16 protein-coding genes are annotated in these 17,216 nt (G+C 65.5%); all 16 read right to left on the bottom strand.

All coding sequences use genetic code 11. The annotated features are described in order from the left end of the window. Window positions 1-17 precede the first annotated feature (17 nt). Window positions 18-1,115 (bottom strand): glycosyltransferase family 4 protein, encoded by a 1,098-nt coding sequence (locus ACG00X_RS08235; RefSeq protein WP_394487597.1) that lies wholly within the window; start codon window positions 1,113-1,115, stop codon window positions 18-20. A gap of 41 nt (window positions 1,116-1,156) precedes the next feature. Then, on the bottom strand, window positions 1,157-2,263 hold the full coding sequence (locus ACG00X_RS08240) for a glycosyltransferase family 4 protein (RefSeq protein WP_394487598.1): 1,107 nt from the start codon (window positions 2,261-2,263) through the stop codon (window positions 1,157-1,159). A gap of 48 nt (window positions 2,264-2,311) precedes the next feature. Next, the gene (locus tag ACG00X_RS08245) at window positions 2,312-3,427 is read right to left on the bottom strand and encodes a glycosyltransferase (RefSeq protein ID WP_394487599.1); all 1,116 of its coding nucleotides are present in this window, start codon (window positions 3,425-3,427) and stop codon (window positions 2,312-2,314) included. Next, window positions 3,424-4,416 carry a glycosyltransferase family 2 protein gene (locus ACG00X_RS08250; RefSeq protein ID WP_394487600.1) on the bottom strand — a complete coding sequence of 331 codons (993 nt, stop codon included), beginning with the start codon at window positions 4,414-4,416 and terminating at the stop codon, window positions 3,424-3,426. Before ACG00X_RS08250 ends, ACG00X_RS08245 begins: the two co-directional genes overlap by 4 nt. A gap of 2 nt (window positions 4,417-4,418) precedes the next feature. Beyond that, on the bottom strand, window positions 4,419-5,933 hold the full coding sequence (locus tag ACG00X_RS08255) for an O-antigen ligase family protein (protein ID WP_394487601.1): 1,515 nt from the start codon (window positions 5,931-5,933) through the stop codon (window positions 4,419-4,421). Between the two features lie 74 nt (window positions 5,934-6,007). Next, the gene (gene epsI, locus ACG00X_RS08260; protein WP_394487602.1) at window positions 6,008-6,733 is read right to left on the bottom strand and encodes an exosortase-associated protein EpsI, B-type; all 726 of its coding nucleotides are present in this window, start codon (window positions 6,731-6,733) and stop codon (window positions 6,008-6,010) included. Then, window positions 6,730-7,623, bottom strand: a complete 894-nt coding sequence (xrtB, locus tag ACG00X_RS08265; protein ID WP_394487603.1) for an exosortase B — start codon at window positions 7,621-7,623, stop codon at window positions 6,730-6,732. Before xrtB ends, epsI begins: the two co-directional genes overlap by 4 nt. A gap of 1 nt (window position 7,624) precedes the next feature. Further along, on the bottom strand, window positions 7,625-8,500 hold the full coding sequence (locus ACG00X_RS08270; RefSeq protein WP_394487605.1) for a polysaccharide biosynthesis tyrosine autokinase: 876 nt from the start codon (window positions 8,498-8,500) through the stop codon (window positions 7,625-7,627). A 22-nt stretch (window positions 8,501-8,522) separates the two neighbouring features. Next, the gene (gene epsF / locus ACG00X_RS08275) at window positions 8,523-9,998 is read right to left on the bottom strand and encodes a chain length determinant protein EpsF (RefSeq protein ID WP_394487606.1); all 1,476 of its coding nucleotides are present in this window, start codon (window positions 9,996-9,998) and stop codon (window positions 8,523-8,525) included. Continuing rightward, window positions 9,961-10,788 carry a polysaccharide export protein EpsE gene (epsE, locus tag ACG00X_RS08280; RefSeq protein ID WP_394487607.1) on the bottom strand — a complete coding sequence of 276 codons (828 nt, stop codon included), beginning with the start codon at window positions 10,786-10,788 and terminating at the stop codon, window positions 9,961-9,963. Before epsE ends, epsF begins: the two co-directional genes overlap by 38 nt. Then, window positions 10,789-11,727: an EpsD family peptidyl-prolyl cis-trans isomerase gene (locus ACG00X_RS08285; RefSeq protein WP_394487608.1), complete on the bottom strand. Its 939-nt coding sequence runs from the start codon at window positions 11,725-11,727 to the stop codon at window positions 10,789-10,791. A 328-nt stretch (window positions 11,728-12,055) separates the two neighbouring features. After that, window positions 12,056-13,102 (bottom strand): protein-glutamate methylesterase/protein-glutamine glutaminase, encoded by a 1,047-nt coding sequence (locus ACG00X_RS08290; RefSeq protein ID WP_394487609.1) that lies wholly within the window; start codon window positions 13,100-13,102, stop codon window positions 12,056-12,058. Then, window positions 13,099-13,629: a chemotaxis protein CheD gene (locus tag ACG00X_RS08295; protein ID WP_394487610.1), complete on the bottom strand. Its 531-nt coding sequence runs from the start codon at window positions 13,627-13,629 to the stop codon at window positions 13,099-13,101. Before ACG00X_RS08295 ends, ACG00X_RS08290 begins: the two co-directional genes overlap by 4 nt. After that, the gene (locus tag ACG00X_RS08300) at window positions 13,626-14,447 is read right to left on the bottom strand and encodes a CheR family methyltransferase (RefSeq protein ID WP_394487611.1); all 822 of its coding nucleotides are present in this window, start codon (window positions 14,445-14,447) and stop codon (window positions 13,626-13,628) included. Before ACG00X_RS08300 ends, ACG00X_RS08295 begins: the two co-directional genes overlap by 4 nt. A gap of 8 nt (window positions 14,448-14,455) precedes the next feature. Continuing rightward, window positions 14,456-14,965 (bottom strand): chemotaxis protein CheW, encoded by a 510-nt coding sequence (locus tag ACG00X_RS08305; protein WP_394487612.1) that lies wholly within the window; start codon window positions 14,963-14,965, stop codon window positions 14,456-14,458. Between the two features lie 15 nt (window positions 14,966-14,980). Then, on the bottom strand, window positions 14,981-17,194 hold the full coding sequence (locus tag ACG00X_RS24210; RefSeq protein WP_474102988.1) for a methyl-accepting chemotaxis protein: 2,214 nt from the start codon (window positions 17,192-17,194) through the stop codon (window positions 14,981-14,983). Between the last annotated feature and the right edge of the window lie 22 nt (window positions 17,195-17,216).

The raw sequence follows: 17,216 nt of genomic DNA on the forward strand, positions 1-17,216 counted from the left end.
CCCTGTGCCGCCTTGAGTCAACGCCGGCCGGCCAGCAAGCGCCGATAGACGTCAGCCGTAGACGCCGCGACCTTGCGCCAGTCGTAGCGATCCAGCACCTGCTGCGTGCTGACGCTGCCCTCCACACGGCCTGTGGTTGCAGCCAGGGTCAACTTGCGCGCCAGCTCTTCACGGTTGCCGAGTTCGAAGTAGGCCTCTTTGGCAAGACCCACCTCGAGATTGGCGGGAATGGCGCTGGCCAGCGCTGGCAGGCCGTAGCTCAACGCCTCCAGCAAGGCGATGGGCAGGCCCTCGTGCGAGGACGGGAGCACGAACACCCCGGCGTGCGCATACAGCTCGCGCAGTGCCAGGCCGGTTCTGAAGCCGGCCATGACGATGCGGTCCGACTGGGCAGCCAACGCCCGGACCTCGTTCACGTAACTGGATTCGTGGTCGGCGGCACCAGCCAGCACCAGCTTCCAGCCCGGCATGTCGGCCGCCAGGAACGCCTGCATGAGATCCAGGTGCCGCTTCTCCGGCACCAGCCGGCTGACCAGCAGCACATAACGGCGTGGCATGAGGCCCAATTCGTCCAGGCAGCCAAGGCTGGTGGGAATGTCCGGCGCGACCACACCGTTCGGAATGATCGTGGCGTCGACGCCATGCTTGGCGCGAACGAGCTCGAAGATCGTGCGGCTGATGACGATCTGCCCCTGCGACCACCGCATGCCGAAGCGCTCGCCCAGGCGCAGCACGAGGCGGGCGAAACCGCCCCACTTCTGCCGGTCGTAGTCCGGGCCATGGTGGGTGACCACCACCTTGAGGCCCAGCAAGCGCGCCAGCGGCGTGACGAACGCCGGCCCGATGGCCTGGATGTGCACGATGTCCGGCCGGGTCACGGCCGCGCGCAGGACCGCCAGCGCGGAATGGATCATGGGCTCCAGGCCGTTCTTGCGGGGCGACCACACCGGCGTGAGCCGCAAACCGCGCCAATCGCGACCCACGGTGGGTGGGTGATAGGGCTTGCGGGTGACGACCTCGACATCCCACCCCTGATCGACGAGGTGCGGGCAGAGGTTCTCGGCATGCGTCTCCACGCCGCCCTGCACGCCAGGAAAACCGCGCAGGCCGAGCATCAGGACTCGCGGCCTTGCTGTGACGGATTGCAGGGGACGACTCATGATTCGAGGACCCCTTGCACGTCAGCCCCGAGCCGCTTCCACGCATAGTCCTTTTCGAGCAGCGCACGGCCCGCGCGCCCCATGCGCGCCGCCAGTTCAGGCTGGTCAAGCAGTTGCAGCACGCCGCCGGACATGGCGTCGATGTCATTGGGAGCAAAGACGAGGCCCGTCTGCTGCGGCTCGACGAGGCCGCGATAGAACAGGAAGTCAAAGACGACAGCCGGCAACTGCATAGCCATGGCTTCAAGGCAGGTGCCCGGCAGGCCTTCGTAGTAGGAAGTGGAGGCGTAGACGTGGCTGCGTGCGTAGTACCGCACCATCTCCGAGAAGGGCACCTTGCCGGTCATGCGCACCGAATCCCCCAGGCCGGCCAGTTGCTCGCGCACCCATGCATCGTCTTCGCCAAAGCCGACGATGCAGATGCGCAGGCCCGGCCGCTTCTCCAGCAAGCGCTTGCACAGCGCCACCATCGGCACGCTGCCCTTGCGCTTTTCGATGCGCCCGGAGAACAGCACGTCGATGTCTTTCTCCACCGAGGCATCGGGCTGGAACTTCACCGTATCCGCGCCGTTCGGAATGACGGCAATCGGGCCCGAATAGCCGTACTGGAGCACCTCCTGCCGCCCCTGCTCGGTCAGCGCGATGACCTTGGAGGTGCGCGCAAAGATGCGGCGCTCCATCCACATCTTGATCGCCAGCGAGGTGGCACCCCATTGCCCCTCGAAGCGGCGAGGCTCATAAAACCGCCCCGACATGCCCAGATAGGTGGTGTGGGCCGTCAGTACCAGCGGGATCTCCTTGGGCAGGAAGAGCCCCGGAATCAGCGGTGGCCAATGGAAATTCACGCAGTGCACGGGTGACCGGCGATGAATCTCCAGGATCGTCTTGCGCGCCGCCAGGCCCCAGCGGGTCAGGCTGAGCCTATCGTTGACCAGCGGAATGTCGATGATGTCCACGCCCGCGTAGCTGCGCGGGGCCTTGTGCTCGTCGCCGGTGATCAGGGTGACGGGCATGTGCGCAGCCGGCAGGTTTGACAGGTAGGAGTCCAGGTACCTGGCGATCCCGTGGACGCCGTAGAACTGCGGGTTGACGACAACAATCATGATGGTCTCGTTGCAGAAGCGAATGGATCGGCGCGATCCACGACCGGCTCAGTGGCCACGCCGCTGGTGCAGGAACTGCGCGTACTGTCCGGCGATGGATGGCCAGGTGAACGTCTCCGACACCGCCAACGTTCGGGCCGCAAGATCCTTGGACGCTTGAGCAGCGATGACGCCGTCACAAAGCGCCGCCGCCAGATCGGCATGCGGGATAGGCAGGCCAGGCCAGTGCTTGAGTGATTCCACGAAATCACCGATTTCGGTACAGACCACGGGTCGCTTGAACGCCATGGCCAGCTTCATCACGCCGCTGGTGGTGCCCTCCAGATAGGGCAACGCGACAAGGTCGCAAGCAGCGAAGTACTTCTGCACATCCTCGTGAGCGATGCGCCCCTCGTGGACAACGAGGCCACCGCGCTCACGCGCGCGCTGCAGCGCGGCCTCGACGGCAGGACGGCCGTCCGACTTGCCGGCGATGACCATCTGCACGCCAGGCGCCCGGGTGCGCAGCAACTCGGCGGCCTCGACGAACTCGACCAGCCCCTTGCGCTCGTCCAGATGGCCGAAGAACAGGACGACGTAAGCGTCATTGCGCAGATCGGGTAGCAGCGCACGAGCCTGATCCCGCTGCAGATTCAGGGTATTGAAGATGTCGTAGATGCCGTGCGGAACCACCAGTGCCGCACGATTGACGCCCATCTCGCGAAGCCCTTGCAACTGGGCCTCGGAATGGACGATCAGCCCGTCAAAGCTGGAATAGAAGCGTCGCAGCAGGCTGCGGCTCCAGGGCTTGGGATAGTGTGGCAGCAGATCATGCACCGTCAGCGCGACGGTGATGCCCAGGCTGCGGAAGAACAGCACCCACGGAAGCTCGAAGGCCGGGTACTTGAGCCAGCTTTGCAGCAGCAGCACGTCGGGGCGGGTTCGCACCACATGCCATACGAACCGCCAGAAATCGACGGGGAAGTGCCGCGTTCGCCGGAACAGCTGCGTCACCGGGTACGCCGGCTTGTACTTCTCGCGGTCAAAGCTCTGTGCCGTGACCAGCTCAACCTGCGCGTGCCGCCGCAGCTCGTTGCACAACGACGCTGAATAGTCCGTCAAGCCGGAGTCACCGGTGAAGGACACCACCATGATGCGCGGCTGCACCGCACCGACTGCACTCAATTGAACGCTCCCTTGCGCCGGCCCGTCTCGCCGGATGCCGCCGCGAGAACGGCTTTGGCGGTGATCACCACATGCCGTCGTTCTCCCATCAGCAAGAACCGGAACAACTCACGGCAAACCCTCAACAGCGCGATCCCCAGCAGCCATGGCCGATGCCGGCCATAAAACCGCAGCAGTCCGCGCGTCATGTAGTACTGGGAAAGCAACGACCGTACCTGTCGGCTGGACGTACCGATCGATCCCCCCTCTTTATGGCGAACGATGCTGTCCGGTGCAATGGCGGTTGCCCAGCGACCGCGGGCCCGCATGGCCCAATCAATTTCCTCGAAGTACAGGAAATTGGCCTCGTCCATCAGACCCACATCGTCGAGAAACGCGCGCGAAACCAGCATGGACGCACCTGCGATGTAAGTGGGCTGGGCAGCGCCCAAATCAGCGACGCGGGGGTCGTTCACACGCAAGCCTTCGCCAAGTTGATGACCCATGGCGCGCCACAGCTGGTATTGCACGCCGCCAACTGCCTGCACGACATCAGGTGTGTCGTGGTAGCAGAGCAAGGACCCGACCATGCCAATCTGCGGCCCGCTGTTCAGCCGTCGCTCCAGGGCTCCGAGAGCATCCGCATCCACCTCGGTGTCGTTGTTCAGCAACCAGCAGGCCTCCGTCGGCCACCGCAGCGCATGACGCAACCCGAAGTTGTTGCCCGAGGCAAAACCACCATTGGTCGGCGCGCGTATCAGCAGCACATCCCGATGCGCCAGCGGTGATGGCTGCGCCACATCACCTTCAACGGTGCCCCGCCACTGCAGACGGGCCGAGACACGAAGCCAGGCTTCTAGCTCGGCCACGGAGGAGTCCTGCGAATCGTTGTCGACCACGATCACGCAGAACGACTCGTGCGACAGTTCCTGCACGCTGGCGAGGCAGGCGATCGTGTCGCGCCAACCTCTCCAGTTCAAGATGACGATCGCAAAACGTGCAGCAGACACCATCAAACCTTGCCTCTGCGCAGTGCTTCGCATTGAGCCAACGCGACGCCCGCAAACAGGAAAATGAAACTGAGGTTGAAAGGCATCCACAGGATGATCCGCGTGGCCAGCACGGCCAGCATGGACCCAGTGACTGCCGCCAGAAATGGCGCTGCCTTCCCCGCGCCTTCGGTGACGGCCATGAAGCACCGCCAGGCGGGGTACAGGAAGATCGCAATGAACAGAACCAGCGCCGGAACACCGCTTTCCAGCGTCACGGCCAGCAGATAGTTGTCGAGCGTCACGAGGTCATCGCGGACCCGCAGCCCCGCGATGGAAGCTCCAGTACCCGGCCCCTCGCCAAAGAAAGGGCTGCTGGCAATGACCGGCATGCCCGTCTTCAACATCACGAGCCGCCCCTCGGAGCTGGCTTGATCGGCAAACGAATTGCCCTTGGCGATGTACGGCAGAACGATCAACGCGCCTGACAGGGTCAGCCCCCCCAGCAGCATGATCGCGAGACGCCGGGCGAACACCATGCTGGAAAGGGATTTGCCGATCTGCGCACCGAAAACACGCAGCACGACAACCGCACCAATGCCAGCCACCAGCGAGATGTAGCTGCTGCGCGACCCCGACAGATACGCCGACACCAGTGCACCCAGGAAAGCGCCGGAGGCCACCAATCTGAGAAAGGTGGATCGGCCGGGCCAGACGACATACGCCACGGCAAAACAGGCCGCGACAGAAGCAAACTCGGCGAGCAACAGCGGGTGTTCGAAAGTCCCCTGGGCGCGGAATTGGCCGTCGCGGATACGAGAGCTGCCCATGGAGTTGACGATCGATGAGAACTCGTCATTCCGAGGGGCCAGCGACACCAGGATGTTCTTGCCAATCACCCGCTCCACACAGGCATACAACGCGATGACGATCATCAGGTACAGCAACACGGTGTGCTGCCTATCGCGCATGCGGTCAGACGAAAAGAAAAGGTAGCCCAGGAAATAGAACGCGTAGTAGTAGAAGACTTCCCAGATCACCTGCACCAGAGAAAACATGGGTGCGGGCGACGAAAAGCAGGACGCGAAACGCCAGAAGCCATACAGCCCCACCAGCCACGCTCCCACTCTCAACACACCACTTGCACCCTGGAACCGGGCCATCACTTCACGTCGGGAGACGAACAGGTAGATCGCCACCAGCAGCGTGCCACCGACCACGATGCGGCGCCCGTCGATGGCCGGCAAGCCGCCCGACTTCACAAGCAGGAAGCTCGGCCAGAAGGCCAATGCAGCGAGCAGCAAAGTGACCCATTTACCCAGGAATCCGTCGCTCAATGGGCGTGAGGTGCGGGCCAACGCGCCAATGATGAGCGCCGTTACCAGCAGGAAAACAGCAGACACCTTCGCAATGAATTCAGGCGCCAGCGCCAAAACTGCGCCCAATAGCAACAGGAACACGCCCCCCCCGAGGATCAAGACCCCGGAAATTGCGTACTCACCCATCGTCTTGCGCCGAGGTGCACGCCAGACACCCATGTCAATTCACTCCAAAGTTGATCCAAGCGCCCTGTCGGACCGATATGCCCGTAGACCGCGCGAATGGGATGCCGTCAGGCCGTGCCTGGCTTTCCAGCAAGCCTCGCCCTCAGAGGCAAGGGCAAGGTAACGAGCAATGTTTCGGCAAAGGCCTGTTGAACCGCGAACTCTGCTTGCGTTTCGCGACCAATCGTCGAAACCCTAAATAGCAGACCGTCAGGGATCAAGCCCGAAAAGCCATAGCGCATTTCAACCAGCTTCTTGGCCATGCCACCACGCACGGCGACATCGCCAATCACCGTCCAGTAGGTAACGGGTTCGTAGCGCTGACCACCCAGCACTGTCTCCAGCCTCCGGGCGGGAACGCTGCTACCCGCCAGCGAGAGTTCGACGGGTCGGTTGGAGCGAAGCTGAAAACCCTGCGCCGGATAGCAGACTTCGGGGTAATGCAACTGCATGCCATCGCGCTGGTCGTTGCCATACGCAATGGACAGCATCACTCGCTGACCGACGCTGTTCACGTAGGTCCGTGTGAGGATCTGGGTATAGATCTGCTTGAGCAACGCGTCCTGCTGGGGATTAACCAACGCTGCACCAGCAGATGAATCCACACGCCAGTCACCGAACTGCTTGGGGATCTGCGTCTCCAGTTCCAACTCACCGTGTTGTGTCGCCAAGGGGCGCGTCGGCGTGAGTTGCCAGGCTGCCAGCGCTGCCCCGCCCATCAACAAAGCCGCCAACGCAGCTCGGCGGGTTTGCAAAGACGTCGGGTTGTCCACGCTCGATGCCGCTTCGATCATGAAGTCTCCCGAATTGCAGGGTGACGACGAGTACCGACACGAAGCAAGCCATCCGTCGCGATGATCAGCAGGAGCGCGCTGAGGAACAGCACCATGCCGGCAAACCCGTGCAGGAAGCCCTGCCCCGCCTCATCGCCGAAGTAGAAGGTGATCAACGTCAGCGCGCACACGCGAATGACGTTGGCCGTGAAGCTGATGGGCACGATGAGGATGGCCAGGGCGACGTTGCGGAACAGGGACGAGTGCCGCACGAGGTTCAGGTACAGCAGCCCCAGCGCCTCGAGGGTGAACAGCGTGTGCAGGCCAGCGCAGGCGTCGGCCACCATCAATTGGTAAGGCCCGATTTGCAGAATGACGCCACTGCGGCTGATTGGATAACCGACGCTGTGCAGCAGGTTCTCGGCCACGTAGGAGACAGCCATCTTCATGGGCTGCGTCAGGGCGTCCACCACCGCACCGGGCAGCGGGATCATGAACAGCATGAAGAAGATCGCGAAAGCGATGGCCCGCAGTTGTGCCGGGCCGCGCAGCAACAACATCAAGCCGGTCACGACAAGGATGGCTGAGCCCACTTCGAACAGCCAGATGCCCTGCGAACGGCCCACCGCATAAAGGACCGCCGCCAACAGCAGCAACGGCCAAGCCAGCAGCGGCCGGGGCGACGAGGCACGCGTGTCCATGACCTCGGGCCAGCGCCGGTAGATCAGCCAGATGCTGATGCCCAGCACGATGGGCCCGTGCCCCTGCGCATCTGACGCCCAGATGGAGCCAAACAGGCTGATCAGCGTGGGGACATAGAGCAGCAGCAGGCCGGTTGCCGCGATCCACCACGGCACCAGCGCGCCCCGACTGTCGCGACCTGCCATCATTCGAGCCCCCAGCACGAGCACGTCAGTGCTCGTTGATCACCACGCCGGCAAGCTCGGTCGGCGTGTTGCCGAGCAGCCTGACCAGCTTTTGCAGGGCGGCCACGCGGGTCTCGCCCTTGCGGGCCAAGGCCAGCGCGGCGCCGCAGCGTGCAGCGATCACCGCGCAGTCGGCGCCGTGCGATGCGGCCGGCGTGTCGACGATGACGTGATCGAACTTGCTCATCAACTCGCGCATCAGGAGCGCAAAGGCGGGCCGTTCCACCAGCTCGGTCGGGTTGGGCGGCAAGGTGCCCACCGGCATGACGAACAGGCTGGGCAGGTCACGCACCGGCCGGATGACGTTTTTCTCCGCTCGACCGGACAGGATGCCCGACAGCCCTGCACCATCGCCCAGCCCGAACACCTCGTGCTGGCGAGGCCCGCGCATGTCAGCATCGACAAGCAACGTGCGCCCACCCAGCTGGCTGAAGGCGATGGCGAGGTTGGCTGCGAAGAAGGTCTTGCCGTCGCCATCATTCGGGCTGATGACGGCCAGCGCCTTGCGAGGCCCGTCCGCCGAGTACAGTTTCATGTTGATCTGGCTGCGCAGCACGCGAAAAGCTTCTGCCTGGTCGCTGAAAGGCTTGGCGGCCAGCACCAGCTCTTCGTTCGGGGCCGCGCTGCCGCCGGCCGCATACGGATAGTGGAACTGCTGGCTGAGCGCCCACAACACGTCCTCGCCCTTCGCGAGGCCTAGCGCGACGGCGGCCTCGCCGAAGCGCAAGCCATGGCTTTTCTGGTGCGCCAGGATGCGTTCGACCTGCTCCGGCGTGAGCTTGTTGGCCTCGGCAATGATGTTGCCGATCGAACGGTCATGCAGCGCCGCAGGACGGGCGTCTTGGGCAGATTGGCTATTCATGTTGTGTTGCATGATCGATTCGTCAGGCTGCCTTGGACGGCGCGGGGTTGCCCAACAGCCTCTGACGATGTGCGCCCTCAAGGGCGACGGACCGCTTGCTTGTTGCCGGCCCCGGCAACACGCCGAGCAACGGCAAGCCGAGGAGTTCCTCAATGTCCGCACTCTCGCGAACGCGCCGATCGCGAAGCTCCGCAGCGGTCACCACGCCCACGGCCAGCAGGCCACCCACGAAGAGGCCGAGCACGATGTTGAGTGGAATCTTCGGGAACGAGGGATCAAGCGGCGGCGATGCCGAAGTCAGCAGTGCCGCATTGCTGGAGGTGGCCTGGCTTTCGATGCTGGTGACGGATTGGCGCTGCACGATGTTGTCGTAGTTGCGCTGCGCGTTCTCGATGTCGCGCATGATGACTGCACCTTCGTCGCGCGCCTGCTTGAGCTGCAGCACCTTGTTGCGCTGAGCTTCCACATCCGCGCGCAGCTGGGCTTCGCGGGCGCGGCTGATGTTGCTGCTGACGCCGACGCCCGCGGTCAGCCGCTTGACCTCGGCATCAAGGCGCTGCCGCAATTCGGCGATGTTGGCTTGCAGTTCGACGACCTGGGGGTTCTTGTCGCCAAGGCGCGAGCTGATTTCCTGCAAGCGCGCCTCTGAACGCGACAGGTCAGCACGAAGCGCTGCCACAACCGGGTGGCTGGAAATTTCCTGCAACTTGTCGCCCGAGCCAGCGTTGGCCTGCGCTTGGCGGCTGTTCGCTTCGGCCGACAACGACTGAGTCATGACCAGCTGGCTGGTCAGTTCGTTCAGGCGCTGGTTCTCCACATCGAGGCGCTCGTCCGTCATGATCAGGCCGTGTTCGTTCTGGAATGCGCTGAGCTTGTTCTGCGCCTTCTCCAACGTCTCACGGGCCTCCTTGGCCCGCACGTCGAAGAAGCGGCTGTACTGCTTGGCCGGGTCAGTGCGGAGCTCCACCGCCGTTTCGAGATAGGCCTGCACGAAAGCGTTGGCCAGGCCTGCGGCCTGACGCGGGTCGGCGTGCTTGAAAGAAACGTTGATCACGCTGCTCTCGCGCCCGGGCTTCACGTCGAGGTCCTTCTGAAGGCGGTCGACGAGCCAGCCCTCGATATCGCCGGCGCCGTTCTTCTCGTCCTGGAACTGTTGTCGAGCCTCGGGCGACTCTGTCAGCTTCAGCGCACGCACCACACGGCGCCCCACGCGGTCGCTCTGCAGGATGTCGATCTGCGTGGCGATGACGCCCGGCGTCATGAGCGATTGGTAGGCAATGGCCGACAGCGGGTCGGGCTTGACATCAACCACGATGCTGGCCACTGCGGTGTACTTCTTCGGCAGCACGAAGCTCAGCACGACCGCCGGGATCAGCACGCCCAGCATGACCGCGAAAAACAGGCGCTTGCGCGCCAGCAGGATAGAAAGAAACTGTGCGAAGGACATCCTGTGCCTCTGATCAGAACAAGCTTTCCTTGACGTAAACGACGTCGCCATCCTTGACGCCGTCATCCATCGCCGCCTGCATCACCTGAACCTTGCCGTCAGCACCCTTGCGGTGCACGCGAATACCCCGTTCGGTGCCGCGCTGATTCAGGCCGCCGCCTGCGGCGAGCACTTGCATGAGCGTCATGCCGCGCTCCAGGCGCATCGGGCCGGGGCGCTGCACTTCGCCGTAGATGTAGACCATGGGGGCACGGTCCACCCACAGCACGTCGCCGTTCTGCACAAGCACGTCGTTGGCGCGGTTCTGCTCGGCGCTGAAGACGCCCGGCAGGTCGATCTCCAGGCGGAAGGGCTTGCCATCGCGCGTGCCGGTGAGCACGAGCTGGTCGCCGCCGGTGGACGCGACGCCGCCGGCATTGGCCAGCAGGTCGGTCAGCCGCATGTCGGCCGTCTCGATGGGATAGCGGCCCGGGCGGTTGACCTGGCCCAGCACGCTGGCCTGGTTGCCCTTGACCTGCAGCAGCGTCAGTGTGACCTGCGGCTGCTTGACGAAATTGCCGTTCTTCAAGCCGTCGGCGATGAGCTTCTCGGCTGCACTGACACCCAGGCCGCCGATGCGCACATTGCCCAGCAGCGGGAAGCTGATGTAGCCGGTTTCGGAGACGCGCGTCTCCAGCGTCAGGTCGGCGTTTTGGTAGACGTTGACGCGGACGACATCACCCGCGCCCAGCCGGTATTCGGCGGCGGCCGCCGTGGCGGTGGCCGCGCCAGCCTGAGACTGGGCACCAAACACGCTGAAGCCCAGCGCGGCGACGAGAAGCAGTTGGGGTAGACGCAGCATTTATTTCAGACCCATGCCCTTGGAGATGGAAGCAGAATCCAGGCCACTTGCCGCCGGTTCGACCGGCGCCGGCGTGGCGGCCGGGGCGCTGGCAGCACCCGGCGCGGACGCGGCGAACTTGCCGACGTATTCGATCTTGGAGCTGTCGCGCAGGGCCTTCAGGTCCTTCTGCACCACCTCGGCCTTGCGCTGGTTCAGCAGGAAGGCCTCGATCGCCGGGCGGGCGCGCTCTTCGTCCACGGGCTGGCTGCGCGAGCCGACGAGGTACAGCACGGTCAGGCCGCTGCCGTTGGGCGTCGGCACCACATCGGACTCGCCATCCTTCAGGCGGGAGATGCGGTCCAGGCTGGCCAACGGCAGTTGCTCGGCGGTGCGCACGACCTGGTTGCCGTTGAAGCGGAAGTCGTTGGCCTTCAGGAACTCGGCGAATTCGTTGAGGCCCTTCGACTCAGCGAACTTGCTGCGCAGCAGTTCGTACTGCTCGGGCTTGGCCTCGATCTGCAGTTCCTGCAGGCTGTAGATGCGGCGTTCCTTGAAGAGGGCCGGCTTCTCGACGTAGTACTTCGCGATCTCTTCGGCGGTGGGCTTGGCGGCCGATTCGCCGACGCGCTCGACATAGGCCCGGGCGATGATCTCGCGCTTGGCCGACTCGATCTGCTGCACGACGCGCGGGTCGCGGTCGAGCTTTTGCTCCTGGGCCTTTTGCACCGCCAGTTCCTGATCGATCAGACGTTCCAGCACCTGGCGGCTGGCGGCTTCGGCCTGCTCGGCTTTCAGGCCGGGCTGGCGCTGCAGCACGAAGTTGATCTGGTGAACGGTGACCTCTTCCTTGTTGACCTTGGCAGCGGTCTGGGAGACCTTGTCGCCCTTGTCACCGCCGCAGGCCGCGAGGAGTGCGGCAACCGCCACGGCCGCCAGCGACACACGGGCCTTGATCATTCGCTTTGCCATCTTTTCGAGGTCCTTGTCGTGCGTAGAGGGCATCCTGGCCCTGGGTTGAGAATCAGTGTAGCGGTGCGATATGTCGCTTCTATGGGCGCCTTGTCCCGTTAAAAAGCAGTCGCAGACGTGGTTTAGAGCCGATTCCAGGGGGAAGTTCCCTCGACCCCACCATTCGCGGGGGATGGCTCATGAACATCACCAACGCACCCCCGCGAGCCCGCATGACCGGCGGCCCGCAACGCGGCGTCAACCGGTCCGGCGCCGGCCGGAGCCCGGGCAACAAGAAGCTGGTGGCGGATGCGCCTTCCCGGCGCGCAGGGGGGGGTCAGCCGCGGGCGTCGAAGCGCGTGACGGCGTCGGCCATCGCGTCCAGCGGCAGCACCTCGTCCACGGCGCCGAGCTTGATGGCTTCCATCGGCATGCCGAAGACGACGCAGCTCGCCTCGTCCTGGGCCAGCGTGCGCACGCCCAGTTCGTGCAGCTGCTTCATGCCCCGCGCACCGTCGTCGCCCATGCCGGTCAGCATGATGGCCAGCGCGTCGCCGTTGGTGTGCTCGGCCAGGCTGCGGAACAGCACGTCCACCGATGGCTTGTGGCGGTTGACGGGCGGGCCGTCGAGCACGACGGCAAAGTACTGCCCACCGGCCATGCGCAGCTTCATGTGCTTGCCGCCCGGCGCGATGAGGACGACGCCGCGCTCCAGCCGGTCACCGTCGCAGGCTTCCTTCACCTGCATGGCGCACAGGCTGTCCAGGCGCTGCGCATACATGGCGGTGAAACGCTCGGGCATGTGCTGCACGATGGCCATGCCGGGCGCGTCAGCGGGCAGGGCCCGCAGGATCTGCTCGATGGCCTGCGTGCCGCCCGTGGAGCTGCCGATGACGATGGGCTTGTTGACCGACAAGGCACGCAGGCCCGCCGCGGCCGGCTGGCGCACCGGCACCGGCGCGCGCGGGGGCGACTTGGCCAGGCGCGGGCGCGACATCGCGGCCGCCTTCAGCGTGCTGATCAGCTCGCGGCGGGAGTCTTCCAGGAACTGGCGCAGGCCCAGGCGCGGCTTGGCGACCACAGCGACCGCGCCGGCCGCCAACGCGTCCAGCGCAATGCGGCTGCCTTCGGTGCTGAGCGATGAGCAGATGACGGTGGCGATCGGCGCCTCGGCCATCTGCTGGCGCAGAAAGGTCAGCCCGTCCATGCCGGGCATCTCGATGTCCAGCAGCAGCACATCGGGCCGCTGCTTACGGATCAGCGGCGCGGCGATCAGCGGGTTGGGCGCGCTGCCCACCAGCTCGATGGCCGGGTCGCCCTGCAGCAGGGCTGCCATCGTCTGCCGCACGACGGCGGAGTCGTCGACCACAAAGACGCGCGTCATGTCGGTTTCCTTTCCGGCCGAGTCGGTGCCGGCTGCGGCGCAATCGGCAACGCCTCGACCTGCGGGGCCTCGGCGCCCACCGTCCAGTGCAGCTTGCGGTAGGCCTGCCCGCCCAGCTCTGCACCCAGCACGCGCACACCCACCCGCTGAAGGGCGTCCAGCGCCCACTGCGCGTTGGCGGCGCCGACGTTGCCCTCGGCCGCCGCATTGCCGATGTGCGACGGGAACATGTTGCCGCCGCCGTACACCCAGGCCTGGCATTGCCGCGCGTCGATGCCCCGCGCCAGCAGGCGCCGGCTCATCTCGGCCAGCGCGGCCTCGCCATAGGCGGTGTCGCGCCCAGGCGCGCCGCGCTGCGGGCCGGCATGCACCACGTGGCACATCGCACCGATGGTGCGCCGCGGGTCGGTCAGCAGGATGGCCACGCAGGAGCCCAGCAGCGTCTCCAGGCACTCGCCGCGGTCCACGCAGGCCACATCGCCCGGATGCAGGGTTTGAACGCCAGACTTCGCAGCGCGCGGCTTCATTTGGCAGGACCTTTGCGGTAGGCGCCGGGTGCCAGCACCGTCAGCGGCGTGTTGCAGGGCACGCGGCCCTCGGCGGTACCCAGGAAGAACAGCCCGCCCGGGCGCAGCCGCGACAGCACGCGGTCCACGACCGCGCTCTTGGTGGGCGGGTCGAAATAGATCAACACATTGCGCAGGAAGACGACATCGAAGGTGCCGATGTCGTCGATCGGCATGCACAGGTTGAGCTGGCCGAAACGCACATGGCTTCGCACCGACTCGCGGATCTGCACCAGCCCTTCGCTTTCGGCCTCGCCGCGAAGGCAATAACGCTTGAGGCGCTGATCACTCACCTCGCGCAGCCGCTCAGCCGGATAGATCGCCTGCACCGCACTCTGCAGCACGCGCTCGCTGATGTCGGTGCCGAGGATGGACCAGTCACCGCCGATGCTGCCCTGCGCCTGCAGGTCGGACAGCAGCATGGCGGTGCTGTAAGCCTCGTCACCGAACGAAGACGCCGCGCTCCACACGGCCAGGCGCTGCGGCCGGCTGCGCTGCAGCTCGCTCTGCAGCAGCGCGAAATGGGCAGGCTCGCGGAAGAAGTAGGTTTCGTTCGTCGTCAGCAAGTCCACCGCCACCTGGAACTCACCGCCGTCATCAGCGCTCTCCAGCAGGGCTGCATAGTCCTCGAAGCCCCGCAGGCCCAGCTGCTGCAGACGACCTGCCAGCCGCGAATTCATCAACGGCTTCTTGCTCTGAGAGAACGAGAGGCCGACGGCGCTGTGCATCAAGCTGGCGATGCGGCTGAAGCTGTCGTCGCAGAGCTGCGGAATGCTCATGGCAAGGCTCAGGCGGCCAGTGCCATCTGGCTGGCCTCGCACAGCGACGCCATTTCGCCGATGTCGAAGGCGCGGTCCGGGTCGAGCAACACGACAAAGCGGTCGCCACGCTTGCCCATGCCGGCAATGAAGTCGCGCCGCGTGGCGCCGCCGAACTGCGGCGGCGGTTCGATCTGCGACGGCTCCAGCGAGATCACCTCGCTGACCGCGTCCACCAACAGCCCGAGCTCCAGCCGCTCGTCGTCGCGCACGGCATCGACGATGACGATGCAGGTCTTCTTGCTGAGCGTCGCGGGCGGGCGACCGAAGCGCGCCTGCAGGTCGATCACCGGCACGACCGCGCCACGCAGGTTGATGACACCGCGCACGAAGTCGGGCATCAGCGGCACGGGTGTCACCGCGCCGTGCTGGATGATCTCGCGCACGGTGCGGATATCGATGGCGAAGGCTTCGCCGTCGAGCGTGAAGCTCAGGAACTGCTGCGTGCTGCCAGGCACGTCATCGGCGGGAATGCTCATGCGCGTACTCCTGGTTCAGAACGGGCGGAAGCTGCCATTCGTGCCGTTGGCCTTGAAGGCCGGCTGGCCATTGCTGCGCACGGCTCGAGCCGGCCAGGCCGCTGGGCGGCGCTCGACCACCGACGACACCGCCCCGCGGCCGTGCGGCTGGGCCGCGCCGCCGTCGGCGTCGATGTTGAAGAAGGCCACCGACTGCTGCAGCTGCGTGGCCTGGCCGGACAGCTCCTCCGACGTGGCGGCCAGTTCCTCGGAGGCGCTGGCGTTCTGCTGCGTGGCCTTGCTGAGCTGGCCCATGGCACCACCGATCTGTGTGACCGACTGGCTCTGCTCCTGCGACGCCGCCGCGATCTCCTGCACCAGCTCGCTGGTCTTCTGGATGCTCGGCACGATCTCGTCGAGCAGCTTGCCCGCGCGCTCCGCCGTGCTCACGCTGTTGCCCGCCAGGTCACCGATCTCCTTGGCCGCCTCCTGGCTGCGCTCGGCGAGCTTGCGCACCTCGGCCGCCACCACCGCGAAGCCCTTGCCATGCTCACCCGCACGCGCGGCCTCGATAGCCGCGTTCAGCGCCAGCAGGTTGGTCTGGTAGGCGATGTCGTCGACGATGCTGATCTTCTGCGCGATCTGCTTCATCGCCACCACCGTCTGCGTGACCGCCACGCCGCCGTCGGCCGCTTCCTTGCTGGCCTTGGTGGCCATGCTGTCGGTGACGCGCGCGTTGTCGCTGTTCTGGCTGATGCTGGCCGAGATCATGTCGATGGACGAGGTGGTTTGCTCGACCGACGAGGCCTGCTCGCTGGCGGCCTGCGACAGGCTCTGCGCCGTCGCGCTGACCTGGTTGGCGGCGCCGGTCAAGGCGTCGGCCGCTGCACGCACTTCTTCGATGATGGAGGCGAGCTTGTCGCAGCTGCTGTTGGCATCGTCCCGGACCTGGGCGAACAGGCCTTGCACGTCGGTCGTCATGCGCTGCGTCAGGTCACCCGCGGCCAGCCCGCCGAACACGCGCACGACGTCGTTGATGACAGCGGCGAGCTTCTCGGCGGTGCGATTGGCATCGTCCTTGAGCTGACCGAAGGTGCCGGCGTAGCCGCGGTCGATGCGCTGCGAGAGGTCGCCGGCCGCCAGCGCGCCGAAGATCCGCCCGAGGTCGCCGAGGATGACCGCCGTGTTTTCCATCAGCGTGTTCACGCCTTCGCAGAGCACAGCCACGGGACCGGTCTTGCCCGCCATCGAGATGCGCGGTGACAGATCGCCAGCGCTGGCCGCGTTGGTCACCTGACGCGCCTGCTCGACAGCGTCGTCCAGCATGCGCGAGGCCTGCACCTGCGCCGTCACGTCGGTGGCGATCTTGATGACCTTCACGACCCGCCCCATCTCGTCCTTGACGGGGGCATACACCGCCTGGATCCAGACCTCCTGGCCCGACTTGGCGATGCGGCGGAACACATCCTTCTGCGGCCGGCCATCGTTCAGGTCGCGCCAGAACAGCGCGTACTCGGGGCTCGCAGCCAGGGCCGCGTCGCAGAACATGCGGTGGTGCCGGCCCTTGATCTCGTCCAGGCTGTAGCCCAGCGTGCGCAGGAAGTTGTCGTTCGCGCGCAGCACGTGGCCGGCCAGGTCGAACTCGATGTAGGCATAGCTCGCGTCGACCGCCGCCAGGATGCCGCGGGCGTTCTGCCGCTCGATCTCCTGCTCGGTGATGTCGTAGCGCACGCCGAGGTACTTCATCGGCTTGCCGTTCTCTCCCAGGATGGGCGCGATGACCGCGTCCACGTAGTAAGGCGTGCCGTCTTTCGCGCGGTTCTTCACCATGCCGCGGAAGATCTCGCCCCGCCCGATGGTGGACCACATCTGCTTGAACACCTCCTTGGGCATGTCGGGGTGGCGCGTGGTGTTGTGGCCGTGACCGATCAGCTCATTGCGGCTGTACTTGGACACCTCCAGGAACTTCTCATTGATGGACAGGATGTCGCCCTTCTTGTCCGCCTCCGAGACGATGCTCGTGATGTCCATGATGTCCGTGCGAACCTTGAGTTCGGCCTCGACCGACTTCAGCCGCGCCGACAGCGCCTCTCGTTCGGCCTGCAGCGCTTCGCGCTCGGCGCGCAGCGCCTCCCGCTCATGGCGCAGCGTTTCGCAAGCCTGCTCGGCTGCGAGGCGGGACGCCTCGGCGGCGTTGAGCTGCGGGCCCGCAACCAGGCGGGCGATCCAGGGAGTAGCGGTTGAACTCATGGCGTGGGCCTCGCGAGGGGTG

It is taken from the genome of Pelomonas nitida (assembly GCF_043555975.1).
Lineage (GTDB): Bacteria > Pseudomonadota > Gammaproteobacteria > Burkholderiales > Burkholderiaceae_C > Pelomonas > Pelomonas nitida.

What these genes read in the sequence shown, in the direction of transcription:
- ACG00X_RS08300 (WP_394487611.1), bottom strand. Translation starts at nt 14,447, where the DNA reads ATGAGCATTCCGCAGCTCTGCGACGACAGCTTCAGCCGCATCGCCAGC.
- ACG00X_RS08240 (WP_394487598.1), bottom strand. Translation starts at nt 2,263, where the DNA reads ATGATTGTTGTCGTCAACCCGCAGTTCTACGGCGTCCACGGGATCGCC.
- epsF (WP_394487606.1), bottom strand. Translation starts at nt 9,998, where the DNA reads ATGGCGACGTCGTTTACGTCAAGGAAAGCTTGTTCTGATCAGAGGCAC.
- epsE (WP_394487607.1), bottom strand. Translation starts at nt 10,788, where the DNA reads ATGCTGCGTCTACCCCAACTGCTTCTCGTCGCCGCGCTGGGCTTCAGC.
- ACG00X_RS08285 (WP_394487608.1), bottom strand. Translation starts at nt 11,727, where the DNA reads ATGATCAAGGCCCGTGTGTCGCTGGCGGCCGTGGCGGTTGCCGCACTC.
- epsI (WP_394487602.1), bottom strand. Translation starts at nt 6,733, where the DNA reads ATGATCGAAGCGGCATCGAGCGTGGACAACCCGACGTCTTTGCAAACC.
- ACG00X_RS24210 (WP_474102988.1), bottom strand. Translation starts at nt 17,194, where the DNA reads ATGAGTTCAACCGCTACTCCCTGGATCGCCCGCCTGGTTGCGGGCCCG.
- ACG00X_RS08255 (WP_394487601.1), bottom strand. Translation starts at nt 5,933, where the DNA reads ATGGGTGTCTGGCGTGCACCTCGGCGCAAGACGATGGGTGAGTACGCA.
- ACG00X_RS08305 (WP_394487612.1), bottom strand. Translation starts at nt 14,965, where the DNA reads ATGAGCATTCCCGCCGATGACGTGCCTGGCAGCACGCAGCAGTTCCTG.
- ACG00X_RS08290 (WP_394487609.1), bottom strand. Translation starts at nt 13,102, where the DNA reads ATGACGCGCGTCTTTGTGGTCGACGACTCCGCCGTCGTGCGGCAGACG.
- ACG00X_RS08295 (WP_394487610.1), bottom strand. Translation starts at nt 13,629, where the DNA reads ATGAAGCCGCGCGCTGCGAAGTCTGGCGTTCAAACCCTGCATCCGGGC.
- ACG00X_RS08270 (WP_394487605.1), bottom strand. Translation starts at nt 8,500, where the DNA reads ATGAATAGCCAATCTGCCCAAGACGCCCGTCCTGCGGCGCTGCATGAC.
- ACG00X_RS08235 (WP_394487597.1), bottom strand. Translation starts at nt 1,115, where the DNA reads ATGCTCGGCCTGCGCGGTTTTCCTGGCGTGCAGGGCGGCGTGGAGACG.